This is a genomic window from Pseudomonadota bacterium (genome assembly GCA_026388315.1).
GTDB lineage: Bacteria > Desulfobacterota > Syntrophorhabdia > Syntrophorhabdales > Syntrophorhabdaceae > MWEV01.
The window spans coordinates 36869-53712 of the sequence record JAPLKA010000024.1 but is presented as its reverse complement, the minus strand read 5'-3'; the positions used below and the strand labels follow the sequence as shown (position 1 = coordinate 53712).

General features: G+C 44.6%; 15 protein-coding genes. 1 reads left to right on the top strand and 14 read right to left on the bottom strand.

Annotation, left to right across the window (positions count from 1 at the left end; translation table 11 throughout):
- Positions 1-47: 47 nt before the first annotated feature.
- A complete protein-coding gene (locus NTX75_02390) occupies positions 48-5516 on the top strand; it encodes a glycosyltransferase (protein ID MCX5815078.1) in 5469 nt (1822 codons plus the stop codon).
- Positions 5517-5586: 70 nt separating this feature from the next.
- Here the strand turns inward: NTX75_02390 and flaF are convergent, their stop codons facing one another.
- The 14 genes from flaF to NTX75_02320 all read right to left on the bottom strand — a co-directional run bounded on the left by flaF (position 5587) and on the right by NTX75_02320 (position 16804).
- Positions 5587-5964 (bottom strand): flagellar biosynthesis regulator FlaF, encoded by a 378-nt coding sequence (gene flaF / locus NTX75_02385; protein MCX5815077.1) that lies wholly within the window; start codon positions 5962-5964, stop codon positions 5587-5589.
- On the bottom strand, positions 5945-6343 hold the full coding sequence (locus NTX75_02380) for a flagellar biosynthesis repressor FlbT (protein MCX5815076.1): 399 nt from the start codon (positions 6341-6343) through the stop codon (positions 5945-5947). Before NTX75_02380 ends, flaF begins: the two co-directional genes overlap by 20 nt.
- Positions 6344-6354: 11 nt before the next feature.
- Positions 6355-6552 carry a hypothetical protein gene (locus NTX75_02375; GenBank protein ID MCX5815075.1) on the bottom strand — a complete coding sequence of 66 codons (198 nt, stop codon included), beginning with the start codon at positions 6550-6552 and terminating at the stop codon, positions 6355-6357.
- A gap of 68 nt (positions 6553-6620) precedes the next feature.
- Complete coding sequence (locus NTX75_02370) at positions 6621-7787, bottom strand: hypothetical protein (GenBank protein ID MCX5815074.1); 1167 nt, start codon at positions 7785-7787, stop codon at positions 6621-6623.
- 298 nt (positions 7788-8085) lie between these two features.
- The gene (locus NTX75_02365; GenBank protein MCX5815073.1) at positions 8086-9942 is read right to left on the bottom strand and encodes a hypothetical protein; all 1857 of its coding nucleotides are present in this window, start codon (positions 9940-9942) and stop codon (positions 8086-8088) included.
- Complete coding sequence (gene flgK, locus NTX75_02360; protein ID MCX5815072.1) at positions 9939-11324, bottom strand: flagellar hook-associated protein FlgK; 1386 nt, start codon at positions 11322-11324, stop codon at positions 9939-9941. The genes NTX75_02365 and flgK overlap by 4 nt, the downstream gene beginning before the upstream one ends.
- Before the next feature lie 2 nt (positions 11325-11326).
- Positions 11327-11752, bottom strand: a complete 426-nt coding sequence (flgN, locus tag NTX75_02355; GenBank protein MCX5815071.1) for a flagellar export chaperone FlgN — start codon at positions 11750-11752, stop codon at positions 11327-11329.
- A gap of 15 nt (positions 11753-11767) precedes the next feature.
- Positions 11768-12073 carry a flagellar biosynthesis anti-sigma factor FlgM gene (gene flgM / locus NTX75_02350; GenBank protein ID MCX5815070.1) on the bottom strand — a complete coding sequence of 102 codons (306 nt, stop codon included), beginning with the start codon at positions 12071-12073 and terminating at the stop codon, positions 11768-11770.
- A gap of 35 nt (positions 12074-12108) precedes the next feature.
- The gene (locus NTX75_02345; GenBank protein MCX5815069.1) at positions 12109-12435 is read right to left on the bottom strand and encodes a rod-binding protein; all 327 of its coding nucleotides are present in this window, start codon (positions 12433-12435) and stop codon (positions 12109-12111) included.
- A gap of 73 nt (positions 12436-12508) precedes the next feature.
- On the bottom strand, positions 12509-13702 hold the full coding sequence (locus tag NTX75_02340) for a flagellar basal body P-ring protein FlgI (GenBank protein MCX5815068.1): 1194 nt from the start codon (positions 13700-13702) through the stop codon (positions 12509-12511).
- A gap of 28 nt (positions 13703-13730) precedes the next feature.
- The gene (locus NTX75_02335) at positions 13731-14516 is read right to left on the bottom strand and encodes a flagellar basal body L-ring protein FlgH (GenBank protein MCX5815067.1); all 786 of its coding nucleotides are present in this window, start codon (positions 14514-14516) and stop codon (positions 13731-13733) included.
- A gap of 15 nt (positions 14517-14531) precedes the next feature.
- Positions 14532-15278: a flagellar basal body P-ring formation chaperone FlgA gene (flgA, locus tag NTX75_02330; protein MCX5815066.1), complete on the bottom strand. Its 747-nt coding sequence runs from the start codon at positions 15276-15278 to the stop codon at positions 14532-14534.
- Positions 15279-15282: 4 nt separating this feature from the next.
- Positions 15283-16071 carry a flagellar basal-body rod protein FlgG gene (flgG, locus tag NTX75_02325; GenBank protein ID MCX5815065.1) on the bottom strand — a complete coding sequence of 263 codons (789 nt, stop codon included), beginning with the start codon at positions 16069-16071 and terminating at the stop codon, positions 15283-15285.
- Positions 16072-16081: 10 nt separating this feature from the next.
- A complete protein-coding gene (locus tag NTX75_02320) occupies positions 16082-16804 on the bottom strand; it encodes a flagellar hook-basal body protein (protein MCX5815064.1) in 723 nt (240 codons plus the stop codon).
- Between the last annotated feature and the right edge of the window lie 40 nt (positions 16805-16844).

Sequence of the window (16844 nt, the reverse complement as noted above, 5' to 3'; positions counted from 1 at the left end):
CTGAAACGAATTGCTTCGTTATATGGCACATATCTGATAGGAGAAAAATGGATATTAATATCGTCTATGCACATTTGAGAGCTGATGACACCCAGTCTCTTCGCCGCGGTTCTGTGACGGTAATATGGTCGGCGAAACCAATTATTGGGTGCGATATCTACGTTTATTGGGACGCCTTTAGTTATACCGGCATAATTCCAGGTTTTAGCGTGCTTCTTTTAGGGGAACCCATCATTGTGTTACCTGGACAGTTTCATGAGGCCGTGTGGAAGGAGTTCGACCACATAGTAACCTATTATGAAGCACTCGCGTCTGAAGAGAAAAACATTTCTTACATCCTCACCCCCCGGTTGGGTTGGGCTCATTATCCGGCTGCCATCGAAAACAAGGATGAACGGGAGGTCGTATATCCATTGCGGGATAGGCAGCAAGCGATCTGTATGATTGCAGGGTATAAACAGTCGGCGGTTGAAGGAGAGCTTTATTCCAAGCGGTTGGAAATTGCACGCTGGTTTGGTGAACACTCTCAGCTTGCGTTCGATGTGTATGGATATCCTCCATTTCCCTTGCCCAACTATCGCGGAGCACTGATGGATGGATCAAGTTTTACCAAAGAATCAAAATATCGGACATTGGCAAAGTATAAATTTGCAGTTGCATTCGAAAATATTAATCATCCAGAATATTCGCGCGGGTATGTTTCTGAAAAAATGCTCGATTGCTTTGAGACCAGAACCGTACCTATCTATCTCGGTTGCACAAATATCGAAGACTACATTCCTTCTTCGTGTTTTATTGATATGCGATCGTTCTCGACTTACCAAGACCTTAGCAATTATTTAATGTTGATGAGTGAATCGGAGTATCTTCAATACATTGCAAACATAGATACATGGGTAGAAGCGGGAAACCTCAGCAAGTACTCTTGCCAGGGGCTTTATGATCATATAGTGGAAATCTTTGCACGACGCACACATTGCCCTGTACCCTCAGACTATATTAAAGCAAAGGAATGGATTTCTCTTCCCGTTGCCGAGGCCCGCGAAAAGCTTGGGATGGAAACACAAGCGCTTTCACGATGGACATGGGCTGACATGGCAACAAAATGTGTTGAGGCAACCCCGCTGTTATCCATTATGATCATCAGTTACAACGGGATCGATCATATTAAGGCCTGTGTAGAATCCATTAAAAGGAATACTCCCGAAAGTCACGAAATTGTGGTTGTCGATAATGCAAAAAATGATGGATCCTTGGATTATGTTAAAACGGTTCCCGGTACTGTCGTAATAGCAAACCCCACGAATATAGGCTACTCGCCTGCCCGGGCACAAGCGATGTCGCTGGTAAGGGGGAAATATATTGCTTCCTTGGACGATGATGCGATAGTCACAAAAGGCTGGGCGAGTAAATTTATAAAGCACGCGGAAAATCATCCTGAGGTGGGGATTATCGGGCCGAGATCGAATTATGTTTCCGGGCCTCAGATCGTTAACAATGCTTCTTACCATAATATCGTCGAATTGGAGACATTTGCCGAAGCGTGGTCCAGTCAGAATCATGACCACGTGACACAAACAATTCGCCTGATCGGTTTTTGTATGTTCATCTCCAGAAAAGTGATCGATAAAATTGGTTGCATAGACCCCAATTTTGGCAAGCTGTTTGGATTTGATGATGATGATTATTCACTCCGCACCCAGGTTGCGGGATTTAAGCTTTTGATTGCAGATGATATCTTTATTCATCATACCGGCGGCCCTCAGGGAAGAGGAGATAATCAATATAACGAATTAATGTTGGGTGCATGGGAGATGTTTAAGGAAAAGTGGGGTATTAAGAAAGATCTCCCCTACGGTTCTCCTTATGACATTGCAGAAATATTATCCCGGAAATTCGATAAGAGCAAACACTATTCGCCTCTGTATGAACGTTCAATCTTAGAAAAATATGTGCCCAGGTCTATATTGTCCCATGACGACAACCGCGAGTTATCACTTGCCAAACTGGCCGCAGTACCGCTCACTGCATCTGAGATCACGGTTCTCGGCGCCATCGAGCCCATCGGCGGCTGGTTCACAACGGCGGAAGTCCTCTCGCTCCATCGGCTGATCAAACTGTTGCCGAACTCGGCAAAGATTCTGGAAATCGGGTCGTATCGGGGGAGGTCGACCAACGCCATCGGCTACGCCATGCGCGATACCGGCATGGAGCTTTATTGCCTCGATGTCTGGCGGGATTTTATGGAGCAGGGTATCCGGCAACTGGATGCCACTGCAGACCTTCTGCCACACAGCGATTTCGCAATATTCGAAGACTTTCTGCGCAATGTGGAGCAATTTGGCGATAAAATCAGGATTCTGCGAGGCTCGACGGCACAGTTTGCCGGCATCCTGCCTGAGCTATTTTTCGATCTAATCTTTGTCGACGGAGCCCATGATTACGAGAATGTCCGGCGCGACATTACCGCTGCGCTAAAATGTATCAAGCCTGGCGGCATCATCTGCGGGCATGACTATCACACCGGTGGGGTGGACGTGATCCGGGCGGTCCACGAGTTGATATTTTCAGGCACGCCCCCGGTTGAGCATGGGGTAATCGGAGGTACCAGCATTTGGTTTGCCCGCTATGAGAGGCGGGAACCTGTCCGTCCAGCTCAGGTCGTGACCAACAAAATCGACAATGACTGCAGGGATGCCAATGTAGCGACGAAAAAAGGACAACTCGCTACGAATCATGAGCAGATCAAAACCAAAAAGATCAAAACCACAATGGTTCCAGGGCTGACATCAATAATCATCCCGGTATCTGAATTCAACGATAATACAAGGCGATGCCTTGAGTCAATCCGTGCTCATGTTACTGAACCACATGAAATTATCCTCGCCACAATCGGTTCGTTAAAAACGCCTGCGTGGCTGAACAAATTTATTGCCATAAATACTCATTGCAAGATAATAGGCACTGCAAAAAACGCCAACTATGCCGCCAGTTGCAACATGGCATTGGAAAAAGCCACCGGGCAATATGTCCTGATTCTCGACGGAAACACGGTCATGCTTAAAGGGTCCCTTAAGAAAATGCGTGAGTGCATGGATGCACGCCCGGAGTACGGGATAACCGTCCCCATGTCAAATCGTGCAATCGGCATCCAGCAGATTCCCAAGACTCAGCAAATGTCTTTCAAGGATTTTGAGGAATACGCGAGGGCTTTTGGCGACCGCAACCGGCATCGTTATATCGTAACCTCTGAAATTGACTGTATATATGCGCTTACCAAAAGAGAGCTAATTGATACCATTGGTCTTTTCAACGAACAAATAGAAGCCCCCTATTTTGTAATCAACGATTTTCGTATGCGGGCGCTTGTTGAAGGACAGCAGGCTGTGATTGCAGGCAATAGCTGCATGTATCTTGGCCGGGGCGATATAAGAAGGAAAGGGTCAAATGAAGTCTTTCATGAACAATGGGATATATTTAACCCTCATAGCGCAACAGGGAAAAAACTTTCACCTTTTGTCGCCATGAAAAACGCCCGTGATTTTAACAGCAAGGGCCTCCTCGATGAATCGGTGCAGGCCATTATGGAAGGGATAAAATACGCACCTGAAGAGGAGGAACTTTATTATTGTCTTGCTGAAATCTTGTTAGAGGAAAAACAATACGAAGAATCTATAGAAGCTATACGGTCGTTGCCGGAAGCAGGAAGGAGCAAGGCAAGGGCATTGGAGATACTCGGGTATTGTAGTTACTATACAGGCCGCATGGAAGAAGCTGAAAACTATGCTGATCGTGTACTTTCCTTTTCAAATGATTCAGCGAGGGCTCTTAATCTCAAGGGTTTAATGGCGCTTAAACGGGAAGATCGAAAGAAAGCCGAAGTTTTGTTTCGACAGGCAATAGCTGCGGATCCTTGTTTCGCAGGCTCCTATGTGAATATGGGAACAATAAAATGGCACAACAACGAACACAGGGAAGCATTGGACCTCATTGAAAAGGGCTTTATTCTTTCACCGGAAACCGGGGACTTCTCAACAACATACAATTCCGCCATCGCCTCTTTAAATGAGTTTTCAAGGGCGGAAAGGGTATTTATGGAAGCCTGTGGGCTCTTTCCTGAGAATAAAAGACTCTCGTTTCTTTTCATCGGTATTCTTTTGCAGCAGGAAAAATACACTGAGGCAATGGAAGAAATAGAAAATGCACTGGTAACCTTTGGTATTGATGATGAAATACTCTCTGCTGCACTCTCCGTGCGAGAAAACATCGGTTCTCTCATCATTAACGCTTCGAGCAGGAAAACCGGTACTCTTTCGGTGTGCATGATCGCAAGAAACGAAGAAAAGTACATAGCGCGCTGCCTTGTAAGCCTCATACCCGTCGCTGATGAGATCATCGTCGTTGATACGGGATCCACAGACAGAACAAAGGACATCGCGAGGGTTTTCGGGGCAAAGGTCTATGATCTTCCGTGGACTGATGATTTTTCCACATCAAGGAATCATTCATTATCATTTGCAAAGGGTCAATGGATCCTCGTCCATGACGCGGACGAAGTCATATCATCCCGTGATTACGATAAACTGAAGGATATTATCGGGCAGAAAACACCCCAACTCGTAGCGTATACACTAACGACCAGAAACTATACGAATAACTCGTCCGTTGAAGGCTGGAACCAGAACAGCGGTGAGTACCCTGACGAAGAAGAGGCTGCCGGCTGGCACCCCTCGATAAAAACCAGACTATTTCGCAATGATAGCAGAATACGATTCCAGAATCAGGTCCACGAATTCGTGGAGCCTTCATTAGCACAAGCCGGGATTGAAATCAGACACTGCACCATCCCCATACACCATTACGGTAAGCTTGATCAGGAAAGATCTTCGTCAAGGGCCGAGATGTACTTTGAATTGGGCAGAAAAAAGATGATGTCTTTTCAGGATACAAAGGCGCTACGGGAGCTTGCCATACAGGCAGGTGAGCTCGGAAAATATACGGCAGCCATTGGACTCTGGGAGATGTATATCAAGTTTAAACCTGATGACCATACTGCATATTTTAATATGACAACCCTTTATCTTGAGACAGGAGAATTCGAAAAGGCCCTTGCTGCGGCAAGGATTGCGAGGGACATAAATCCACAGTCAAAAGAGGCCCTGCTCGGTTTTGCGACATCCTCCATCTGTTGGGGAGATATTATGGAAGCAACTGACGTCCTGGAGAATCTACACAAAAAAGAACCCGGGTATCTGACGGCCATAGGGGCATTGGCTGCTGCATACTGCATTGGCGAAAAAACAGGTAAGGGCATTGCGCTGCTCAAAGAGATGCAGGCAAAGCGGTATGACTGCAGCATTGCACTCCATTCCCTTTCTAAAAAACTGATTAAGGCAGAGAGGAGCGAATATGCAAAACTCCTCCTGAAAAGCGTGGTTGCCTCCGGGTACAACACACTCAAGGATTCCGTTGTTCTTTTAGAGGAGCTGAATGCTCAAACTGAAAACGTGATATAGTTTCTAATCGAACGTCAGTTTTGGCCATGGTATTGTTTGGTTGAGGGGTACTTCTTTCGTGTTTATCTGACTATGCCGGCGAGCCTCGAAGACCTGCGGCAATATTGAGATTAATATTGATGATAAGATCAAGTTTCTCAGGTGACGGGTTACTCATCACTTCAATAATCCGTTTATCAATGATAAGACTAAGCTTCAAAATATCTGCCCTTAATTGTGCCGGCATGGGGTTATCTTTTCTTGCAAGCTCATCCTGGAAAATGGTCCAGATCTTCTGGTTGAATGTCAGGGCCTCATCGAACCTTTTAAAATGGCCTCCTCCGTTCCACTGCTCCTGGCATGACTTGAGCAGGAGGGCTGCCTTCGTGAGGACCGATGCCTCCAGATCCCGGCCCGACAGGGTTGCCTTCTGTGTTTCTTTGTAAGCGTTAAGCCCTGCCCCTGGCATGTTCCATGGCCTCCTCTTCGTACCTGATTAACTTCTTTGCCAATTTGAGCGCCGGATAGTATGCACCGTTTAAAATATGCCCGCTTATCTGCCCGAGCACTACTGCCGTGCTCGGCGCTGCTTCTGTGACATCCTTTACCAGTGCCCGGTAAGTTTCGTGTTTCCCGGCAAGATCGTTTTTGTCGATATACATAAGCTGGATCATAAAGTATATCCGCTTACAAGGGGTTACCGCATCCTTCTCGCGGAGTATGTCCCTTTCACGTAAAAGCGGTACATTGTTTTCAACAATCAATTCACACTTTGTATTACCGTTTGTTATGACTGCTCCATCGATAATTACACGTTCCTGCGGTTTTAAATATATTTTCAGCGCCATAGTAGTCCCGTTTATTCGTTAAATATGCTCCATGTATCTCCGATAGGAAAAAAGGGAGGGTCTTTGATCTTTGCCACGTTATTTACTTTCCCTGCTTTATCGGTAGGTATGTTTTCTGTCTTTTCCGGAACAGGGTGCTGCTTTTTTGGCACTGCCCTGGGATCAGTATACAAAGTTGTATTTATACTGCCTATTTTATCTATTGACATGATTACACCTCCTGATCATGCAATGGGAGGAGGGCCTTGCCCTCCTCCTTCTTTGTCTGTATTACCCGTTACTGGAACAATCTCAATACCGACTGCGCAGCCTGAGCTGACATGCTCAATGCCGATGTACTGATTGACTGTCTGGTCTGGAGCATGAGCATATTGGCTCCTTCTTCGTTGCTGTCTGCAAGGGTCAGTTTGTCTGCACCGGCCTGGAGGGTAGCCGCAATGCCCTTAATCCATTCATCCCTGGCGTTGACGATAGCCAGGTTACTGGACAGATCTGCAGATTGGATTCTCAATGTCACAAGGGCTGCATCCAGCTTGTCGGTATCTGTTTCGATATTGGCTTCCGTAGCCCAACTGCCAGTAGCGGTCTGGCTGAGAGACAAGCCCGATCTGGAACCATCAAAGGACGCCACAGTGAGTGAGTGGTTGTTGCCAAAATTAACAACCATATCGTTAGTACCACCGCCTGTACCTCCAAGGAGGTTTTTCCCTTTGTAAAATGCATCAGTCTTCAGATCATCGAGCTGGCTCATAAAGGTTGCATACTTTGCTACCTTTGCGTCAAGCTCGGCACCGCTGCCAATAGTTGATTCAGTCATCACGGCTGCGGCAGTCGCGCCGCCGAGGTCGATATCTGTGGCGACCATCGCAGCAACGGTGTCTTTCTTAATTGTGATAACGTTGCCGGATACCGTGGCGCTCATAGGATCAGTGCCTTCAGTTTTAGTGTTGATTGCAAAGGCAAGGTTGGTGGCCAATTCCGCCGCAGTGGTGCCGACATAAAACTTTGAATCGCCTACCGATTGTGAAGTGGAAGACAAAACTGCTGTAAATGTAGTACCACCGATCATTAAGGTGCTTGCTGCGGTTAGTCCGGTAATGCTACTGATTGTCAGAGTCTGGCTCATTGAAGACTGATTGATTGCGCCTTTTGCATCCTCAGCCAAAGCCTTTGCAGAGTTGATCAGCGTTGTTATGCCGCTAATCGCTGTGTCTGCCGCCTTAATGGTCTGGATTGACTCTGAAATAGCATCCTTAAAACCAAGAAGGTCGCTTGCACGGTTTGTATGAGAAAGGGCGGTAAAATAGTTTGTGGCGTTATCAAGCGCCGAGTTGACTTTCTTCCCTGTAGCCAGCCTGTTCTGTGTCATTTCCTGTAAAATGTTCGTTGACTGTAAGCTTAATAAGTTTTGTCTCATGCCTGTGGTTAAAGATACGTTACTCATGGTAGTTCTCCTTTTCTAGGAATTTTTTCTCCCGGCGATCTCGCCGGGGATTGTTACTTTTGTACCCACTCCTTTTATTCCTTTCACCTCCCTCGCAGGTACTGATTTAATACTTATCTTCATGAATGTATTATCGATTGATTGAGAAAAAACTTAAGGGGAAACATCTTTTATTTAGTATTTTTTTGGCATCGTGAAAGTTGTATTGCGCAAGCCTTAATCCTGCCGAAGGCGGAACATTGCGAAAGTATAAAAAGCATTTTTCCTGAAACTGTACGACTTACTTGTGAGGATGAGGCTATTTCAGATAATTGAGAATGCTTATTGACTGCATCTTGGCTAATACAGAGAGCATTGCCTGGTATGTATTGAGCAGCGCATTAAATTGTGTTGCAAGCTCCGTCATATCGGCATCCATAAGCTTTGACTGCGTTTCAGCAATTCTTGCATCCCTTAGTTTGTTATCTGCTATCAGATTATCTGCCTGAACACCGCTGAAGGCTACAACGGCGGCATTTTTTGTGGTAAGTTCCCGTGCTGATTGCAGGTTTTTCAGATTTTTTGAAACCCATTCCGTGTTGCCGGACTCAAAGGCATCTTTGTAATTCTTAAGTAATTCAAATGTGCTTAAGTCTTTAACTTCAAAGGTATCCGGCGTTCCGCCTGCCACAAGGTTTCCTGTTGTGCTGAAAAGCAATTTGATACGGTTGTTTGTTGTGTTTACAACACCTGCCCCGTCAATAAACATACCTGCATCATAGTCGCTGACATCGGCTGTCCCGTTGCTCAACGCAGAATCCACGTTATCAAAACCGAGGACGCCTGCAGCGGTTGCACCGGTATTTGACCAGTTGAAGTTGACAACATCTCCGGTGTTGTTGGTAATATTAAACTTTCTCGTTAATGCATCATAGGTGACAATATGCCCTGCCTGGACAGCGTTGAGTTTCGTTTGAATCTCCGTTGCAAGGGATGTCGCCGGGAATGTCTCCGAGTCGCCCGTGTATGTTCCGCTTGCGAGGGTTATGGCAACGCCATTTCTATAGAGCGTGTTGTTGGTTGCATCTATCGTGATGTCCGCCGTTGTTTCATCGGCACCGCCGGTATTAACTGTAACGCCTGCAGTCCAAGTAGCGCCTCCATCAAGGGAATAGCGGTAAACCGCCCTTGCGCCAAGGGCTCCGGTTGTAGCGCCTGCGGTTGTAGTCTCCACGAGAAATGATTTTCTACCCGTGTCGATATCGCTTGTCTCCGTCTTGCCCGAAGCAATAACAGAATCGATATTATCGAAACCAAGCACACTTCTCGCCGTAGCACCGGCGTCAGACCAGTTAAAGGTCACAGCAGCGTCCGTGTTATTGGTAATGACAAATTTACGGGTAGTCGAATCGAACCCTGCTGAGTAGGTGACACCAATTTTACTCTGAATCTCTTTTGCGAGACCTCCGCCTGTGTACACACCTGATGTGAGTGTAACTGCCGCCCCATTCAGGAATATCTTGTTATTCGTTGCATCGATAACATATGCAAATTTATCCGTATTGGAATAGATATCCCCTGTATAGGTATTTGCAACACGGCCAAAGGCAATCTTTGAGGTGTCGTAGAATGCCGTTCTCCCGGAAACACCATATTTTCCTGTCTGCGCCTTATCGATATATATCTTTGTTGCCTCCTCTGCCTGTTGAGAAACATTAAAACCAACTGAATAGTCATTATTCAACTGAAACGGGGGCACATCTGCCTGTTTCCCTCCAAAGATATAATTATTTCCAAGCTTCGTATTTCCTATAGTGATGAGGTGCTCTATGATACCCTCAACCTCAACACCGGCAGCCCTTTTCAGATCGTCATCCATCGTGCCGTATGCATTTGCTTCTTTGTAGAGAATGTCCAGTTGGTTCCCGATGCTTTCATATGAAGTGCCGTACATTGACCCAAGCGTCTTCGATTGCTCCATATTTTTGTTAAACTGACCGTAGATACTGACATTCGCATCCAATTCGATGTTTTTTGAAAAGCTCAGGGCATCATCTGAAGGTACATTAACCTTTTTTTGTGTGGAAATCTTTCTTTCTATATCGTCAAGCATTTTCTGGACATTACTAATGCTTGACTGAAACAGTTGGTATCTCAAACTGTCCGTAATTCTCATGTGCCAATCCCCAGTACGCTCTGGAAAAGCTCATCCGCAACATTGATAAGGCGGGCTGCTGCCTGATATGCATATTGAAATTTGATAAGGTTCGACATCTCCTCGTCAATGGAAACACCGGAAATGCTGTCCCGCTGCTTTTCTACCATAGTCATAACGTTTTGATGGTATGCAGAGAGGTCTTTTGCGTTTTTCGTCAGGTTACCGATCTCGCTTACTATGGATGAAGAAAATTCAACATACGTCCTATCCTGGCCGCCGATCGTAACCGTACTGTCGCCGAGTTCTGCGATAGCCAATGCAATATCGTTGCCGGACGGGTTGCCTGCCGACGAAGTTACGGCAATGTTTCTTACATCAGACTTTACTTCGTCACTGATATCCATATTTATTGCATAATCATCATCCACAGTCTTGAAAAATGAGATGCCGGTTGTACCGTTCATGTTATAGCCTGTCTCGTGGACACTATTGATTTCTGTCATGATAGATTTTGCCAGGTCGTCCGTATCTCCCAGGAAACCGTCGAGGTAGGTGTCTCTGAGATCAAAAAGACCTTTTAATGTGCCGCTCTTGATTTCATCTGTAATATCAAGGGATGTGCCAGAGCCTCCATTCCAGACAACTGTGGAAAATCCACCTTGTTTTTCTGCTGTAAGCTGGTAAGCCGTTATCCTATCCACAAGAACTTTGCCGCCTGTGGTCATCACTGTCAGTCCTCCGTTGCCGTCCCTGAAGGATGTAATGTCCAGTTTCGCCGAAAGCTCCCGGAATAGTTGTAATTGATTGTTTGCAAAACTCGAATTTTCGTTTGTACCGCTCTCATAAATTTTATTGTTCAGTTCTGCAATAGAATTGAGCATCTGGTTAATCTCTGTAACGTCCTGCCCGATATTTTGGTCGATTTCGATTTGCATATTTTTAAGTTCTTCGCTTATGTTGCTGATTGTCCTTCCGAGGTTTATAGCCTTTGTTGCCACATCCGTCCTTGCAATAACGCTCAACGGGTCGGCTGATAATTCGTGCCACCCGTTGAAAAATGCAACGATATTGGAGGTAAGCTTTGAATTGTTTTCATCAAGCACGCCTTCAATCCGCTCAAAATATTTTTCAAAGGTTTTCTGCTCTTCGAGGGCATTATTTTCCTTAGCAACAGACATCTCAAGGTACCTATTATAGTGCTGCATGATGGACTGCACCCTAACCCCTGTCCCGACAAGCCCGGCATCCGAGATTACTGCGCCGGCTTCATTAAACACCGCTTCCTGTCTGGCATATCCTGTTGTATTCACGTTTGAAATATTGTTAGACACGACCTGCATCGCCGTCTGCTGCGCATACATCGCATTTTTAGCAATATTCAGTATGGAAGATATGCTCATCTCTATATCTCTCGAGAAGGAAAGAGGGAAATCCGCCTTTTTTTGTTCATATAGGCGGCCTTGTTGATGAACCCAAGGATATTCTCAATGGAACCTCTTACGTGGTCCATCGAAAAAGATAAAAGCTTCATGTTTTTTTCAAGAGCCACATTGATTTCTTTCATTACCGGCCTTGTCTTCCGGGAGAGAAAAACCCATTTTTCATCGTTGAATATAGTCTCCGGATCCGTCATTTCCTGTATAAACCTTTCTTTTTCGCTTTCAAGATATTCTATTTTCCTGATAATCTCCTCTTTTCTGTTGTTTCCTCTTATGATACCTTCGAGCGAAAAAGAGATAATGGCATCCCTTTCATCACTGAGCGCCTTTATAAAATCTTTCAAGGCCTGTAACTCTTTAGTTGCTATTTCAATGACAACATGTTCCATTTTCATAGCCTATGTTTACAAAATCGCGTCAAGAATGCTACTTTTCAAAATGCTCCTTGCCACAAGTTCACCTTTCACGTTATAAGTTTCGGCTTTAATAGCCTCTTTTATCTGGTCTACCTTTTCCTGTCTTATTACCGGTATTGCTTTGACCTTCTCCGTGAGTTTTTCTATAGTCTGCTTTTTGCTTGAGAGTTCAACCCTGTCAGTGATATTCTTGTTGCCTCTCAGATCAGACACTGATTCCTTCAAGGGCTTATTATCAACTGATTTAAGAAGGGTATCGGGGACATTGTTTTGCTTGTTGCTTGTTATCTTCATGGAATACCTCCTTTTTACTTAGCAATATTATCGCATTATTTTTCTAAAACTTTAGTATTTTTTTCCATGTGCTTTGTAAGCATTTCCTTTATCCCTATCCCCTTCTTTGCAATATAGTCGCCTACCTTCTCATAGAGAAGAGACGTGTAGGTCTGTTCCGTGCTGCCCTTTTTAGAGCTGTTTGTAGTTTTTTCGAGTTCTTTCAGCATTGTAAATATTAAATATGATTCAAACTCCTGCGCTGCTTTTTCAATATTTGGTTCCTTGGCACGGGACTCCCCGTTTATACTACGCAAGCTGGATCTGCTAAACGAAGGGTCTTGCGCCACTGTCGGTAAATTCATTTTTATTCCGTCACTCATAAACAAACCCATTTTTGGTTTTGAATTTTAGATTTTAAACTGTGGACTGTGAGTTGCGCACCGTGAACTTTTTTCATATTATCTCCAGCTCTGCAAATAAAGCTCCTGCTGCTTTAATTGTCTGAAGTATCACTATCACATCCCTTGTTGAAACACCGACGGCATTCAGCACATTGACCAGCTCCTTTATGGTAACATCCCCCTGCATCAACTTAAAGCGGCCCTTCTCTTCTTCCACTTTAATCTGTGTGTCCGGCGTAACAACAGTCTGTGCACCTACTGGAGCAAAAGGCAGGGGCTGACTTACCTGCTGGTCCTCCTTGACCATAACACTGATATTGCCATGGGATATCACAACCGTAGAAATCCTTACATTCTCTCCAATCACAATAGTTCCAGTTTTTTCATCAACAACGATCTTTGCCAGCATATCCGGTTTTACTTCGATGTTTTCGATAGCTGAAAGGAATTTTACGGGATCAGCCTTCAGGTTGTCCGGGATTTGCACGTTGACCGTTCCGCCATCCTCCGCAGATGAGATACCTCCGTATATTGAATTGATTCGTTCCTCTATTCTCCTCGCAGTTGTAAAGTCGGGTACTTTAAGCGAAATCATGATTGATTGTGCCTTGACGTATTCATAACCGATCTCTTTTTCTATTGTAACGCCATTAGGGACCCTTCCCACAGTGGGATGATTTTTTTGCATAGTTGCGCCCGTACCTGCAACAGAAAACCCGCCCACAACCAGCGGTCCCTGTGCTACAGCATACACCTCTCCATCGGCACCCTTAAGAGGTGTCATAATAAGAACACCTCCTGTCAGACCATTTGAATCACCAATTGAGGACACCGTTGCGTCAATCTTACTTCCTATTTTACTGAACGGTGGCAGATCAGCCGTGACCATTACCGCCGCAACATTTTTAACCTTGATTGCAAGGGGATCAACCCTTAACCCCATTTTTTCAAGCATATTGGCAAGCGATTGAGTAGTAAAAATTGTATTTACTTTATCTCCGGTTCCATTTAAGCCGATGACAAGACCATAGCCTACAAGCTGGTTTGCTCTGACGCCATCTATATGGCATAGCTCCTTTATCCGCGTAGCGTCCGCATGAGGAGCGAAGAGCGGAGTGCAGAGAGCGATGAAGGCTAAGCAGTATGCGGCAGGCAGCAGGCGTTGATGAAACCGTTTTGAGTTTTGAGTTTTGAGTTTTGAGTTTTCTATGCTGTCTTCTGTCTTCTGTCTTCTGACTTCTTTCATTACTCTCTGCTCCATACTCATTGCTCTCTTAGAACGGCCAAACAATATCAAATATCCTGGCAAGCCAGCCAGGTGATTGTTTTTCGCCTACAACACCAATCCCTGTCATAATGACTTTTGCATCGGCCACCTGGGTTGAGAAAACAGAATTATCGGCTGCGATATCTTTGGGTCTTACTATTCCCTGGAACAGCATCTCTTTTCTCTCGTTATTGACTGAAATCTCCCTTTTTCCTTCAACAGCAAGATTCCCGTTCGGCATAACTTCGACAACCTTTGCCGCAAGTGTGGCAGCAAAAGTACCATTTCTCGTGGTTTCACCTTCGCCTTTGAAGTCGTTCTTGACCGTTGCGTTAACCATGCTTGCCGGGTTTATGCTTGAAGGATATTTGTTTGTTTCCAGGCCAAAAAAATTCGGTACGCCGAGGTTTACGTTAGCGCCCGTCCTCTTTAAATCGGTCGTTGCTGCTTCATTCGCCTTGGTTGCCTCTGCAACCTTTATCGTTATTACGTCGCCCACCCTGGCTGCCCTGTTGTCTGAAAAAAAGTTGTTTGTATTCCTTTCTCCGGGCCAGACTGTTCCTGTATTATTATTCTTACGTACCTGTTGTTGCGGGATATGCTTGAAGGTGTTATCTATGTTGAAGGGTTCGTTCCTGATCCGGCTTGTATACTCTGTTGTATTGCATCCGCACAATAGCGTCACAATCAATAAACAAGATGTTGAAAATAACCGTTTAACAATTCTGAAACGTGGATGCCGCAATCCGGTGACAAATGCCATCGTTCCGTGCTTAAGCGTTAAGTTTATCATAACCTTTTGCCTCCGTTACATGTCAACATTCACAACACCGCTTCCTGTCACTTTACCCAGAATCTCTTTTTGAGAAGTCATATTTTTGACTCTTATGGTATCGCCGATTCTTCCTTTCTCTTCGGCCCTACCTTTGGTTTGTACAGAAAGTCTTTTGCTTTGCGCCACAACGTTTATAATCTCATTTTTTTTGATAACATAATTGTCCTCGATCATGTCATTTGTAAAGACTGCACCTGCATTCACATCTTTTTTAATAACCTTTCCAATAACATCCTCTATCTCCGATGGATAGTTTCCTTTATTTTCGTTCAAGAATACTTCTTTTTTCGCAATATCTCTGGCGGTAACGATGTCGCCTTTCTTTAGATTTTGTTTTAAGGCATAGAGTCTTTTTTTGTTTAGAGCCTTGAAAGACACATAAACATTCCTCCTAAGCCCTCGTTTATCTTCAATTTCTACTGTGCAGAGCCCATCTCCATTCGAATCCGGCACCTTTGCAAAATTAATATGGCTTACCTTCGCCTTATCCTTCAGTACCTCAGGGTAATTATTAAACTTTATATAAACATCTCCCTTTTCACTATAGAACTGTTTTATAAAATTGGTTAATTTCACCTCGACTGTAGATTGGTCTGCTGCAAAAACAGCGAAAGCAGTGAATAGTGAATAGTGAATAGTGAATAGTAATATATATAGAACAAATCTTGTTCTCATGCTTTCCTGTTTTCCACTTTTCACATTTAGCTTTTCACTTTTCATGGTATTACCTTCTCACGTTATTTGCCATCTGAAGCATTTCGTCCGCCGCCTGGATTGCTTTTGAGTTCACTTCATAAGCCCTCTGACCGACAATCAGGTTTATCATTTCCTGCATTACATTCACATTTGACATTTCAAGAAAACCCTGAAGCAGCGTGCCAAGACCGTTTTCACCGGGCTTGCCAGTGTTAGGAGCGCCGCTCGCATCCGTTTCCATATAAAGATTTTTCCCCGTTGACTTCAACCCTGCCGGGTTTGGAAATGAGGCTAATTGCATTGTGCCAATCTGCTGCGGCGAAGACTGATTTGGCAGTTTTGCAGAAACTATCCCGTCGGTTCCTGTTGACACAGAAATCGCATTATTCGGTATGGTAATGGTTGGTTCAATCGAGTATCCTTCGGAGGTAACGATCTTTCCATCTGAATCCCTTTTTAGTGAACCTGACCTCGTATAAGCCTTTTCTCCTGAGGGCATAATAACCGTTAAGAATCCAGTCCCTTCAATTGCCAGATCGAGCTCATTCTGCGTTTCTTGAAAATCACCCTGCATAAATACCTTTTGAACGGCCGCCAACATTGCACCATGCCCGACTTGGATACCTGTCGGTATCTGGCCACCCCCTTCAGTCTTTGTGCCTTGCAACCTCAGCGTTTGATACATGAGGTCCTGAAAGTCTGCCCTACTTTTTTTGAAGCCGGTTGTATTAACATTCGCAATGTTGTTAGCGATAACATCAAGGTTTGCCTGTTGTACAACCATTCCTGTTCCAGCAGTCCACAGCGCTCTTATCATGACTTACCTCCTACCTTCCTATATTAATCAGTTTGCCAATCATGTCACTAAAAAACTGATCAACCTTGCTGTACGATTCATAGGTACGCAAGGTGGACATCATTTCTATCATTTCTCGCATTACATCAACATTTGAGGCTTCATAGTATCCTTGTTTTACGGAATATTTTTCCGGGATTGCTTCAGCATTATTCGGATTTGTGTTGACAAATAAGCTTCTCCCGTAGTTTTTCAAGCCCTTTTTTTCTTCAAAAGAAACGACCTTTATTTTGCCTGTAAGACTCTTGTCAACATAAATTGTACCGTCACTTTCTATTTTAACGTCTTTTCCGTCTAAGGTTATCTCTCCACCATCTCCCATAACAGAGTAGCCATCAAGCGTGACAAGTTTCTTTTCGCTGTTTAATGTAAATTGACCATTTATTGTGTACATATTCTGACCATTCACCGAAACAACAAAAAAACCATCCCCTTCGATGCCAAGATCCAGTCTGTTGCCGGTTTCTATGAGAGGGGCATCAGCAAAATTGATGTATGAATCAAGAGCGTTAATATGTGCAGCTGCTGCCGGATTGTCATTTCGCTGAGCAGTCTCGTCCCTTGACGTATTTAATAGTGGTCTGGATGACTTGTACCCCGGTGTTAACGCATTGGCGATATTATTCGTCACCATCTCCATTCGTCTTTCAGTTACATATTTTCCTGCCAGTGTTCTATATATCCCCTTCAACATAATGACCTCATATCTTATATACAAGCAATAAATGTGCCAT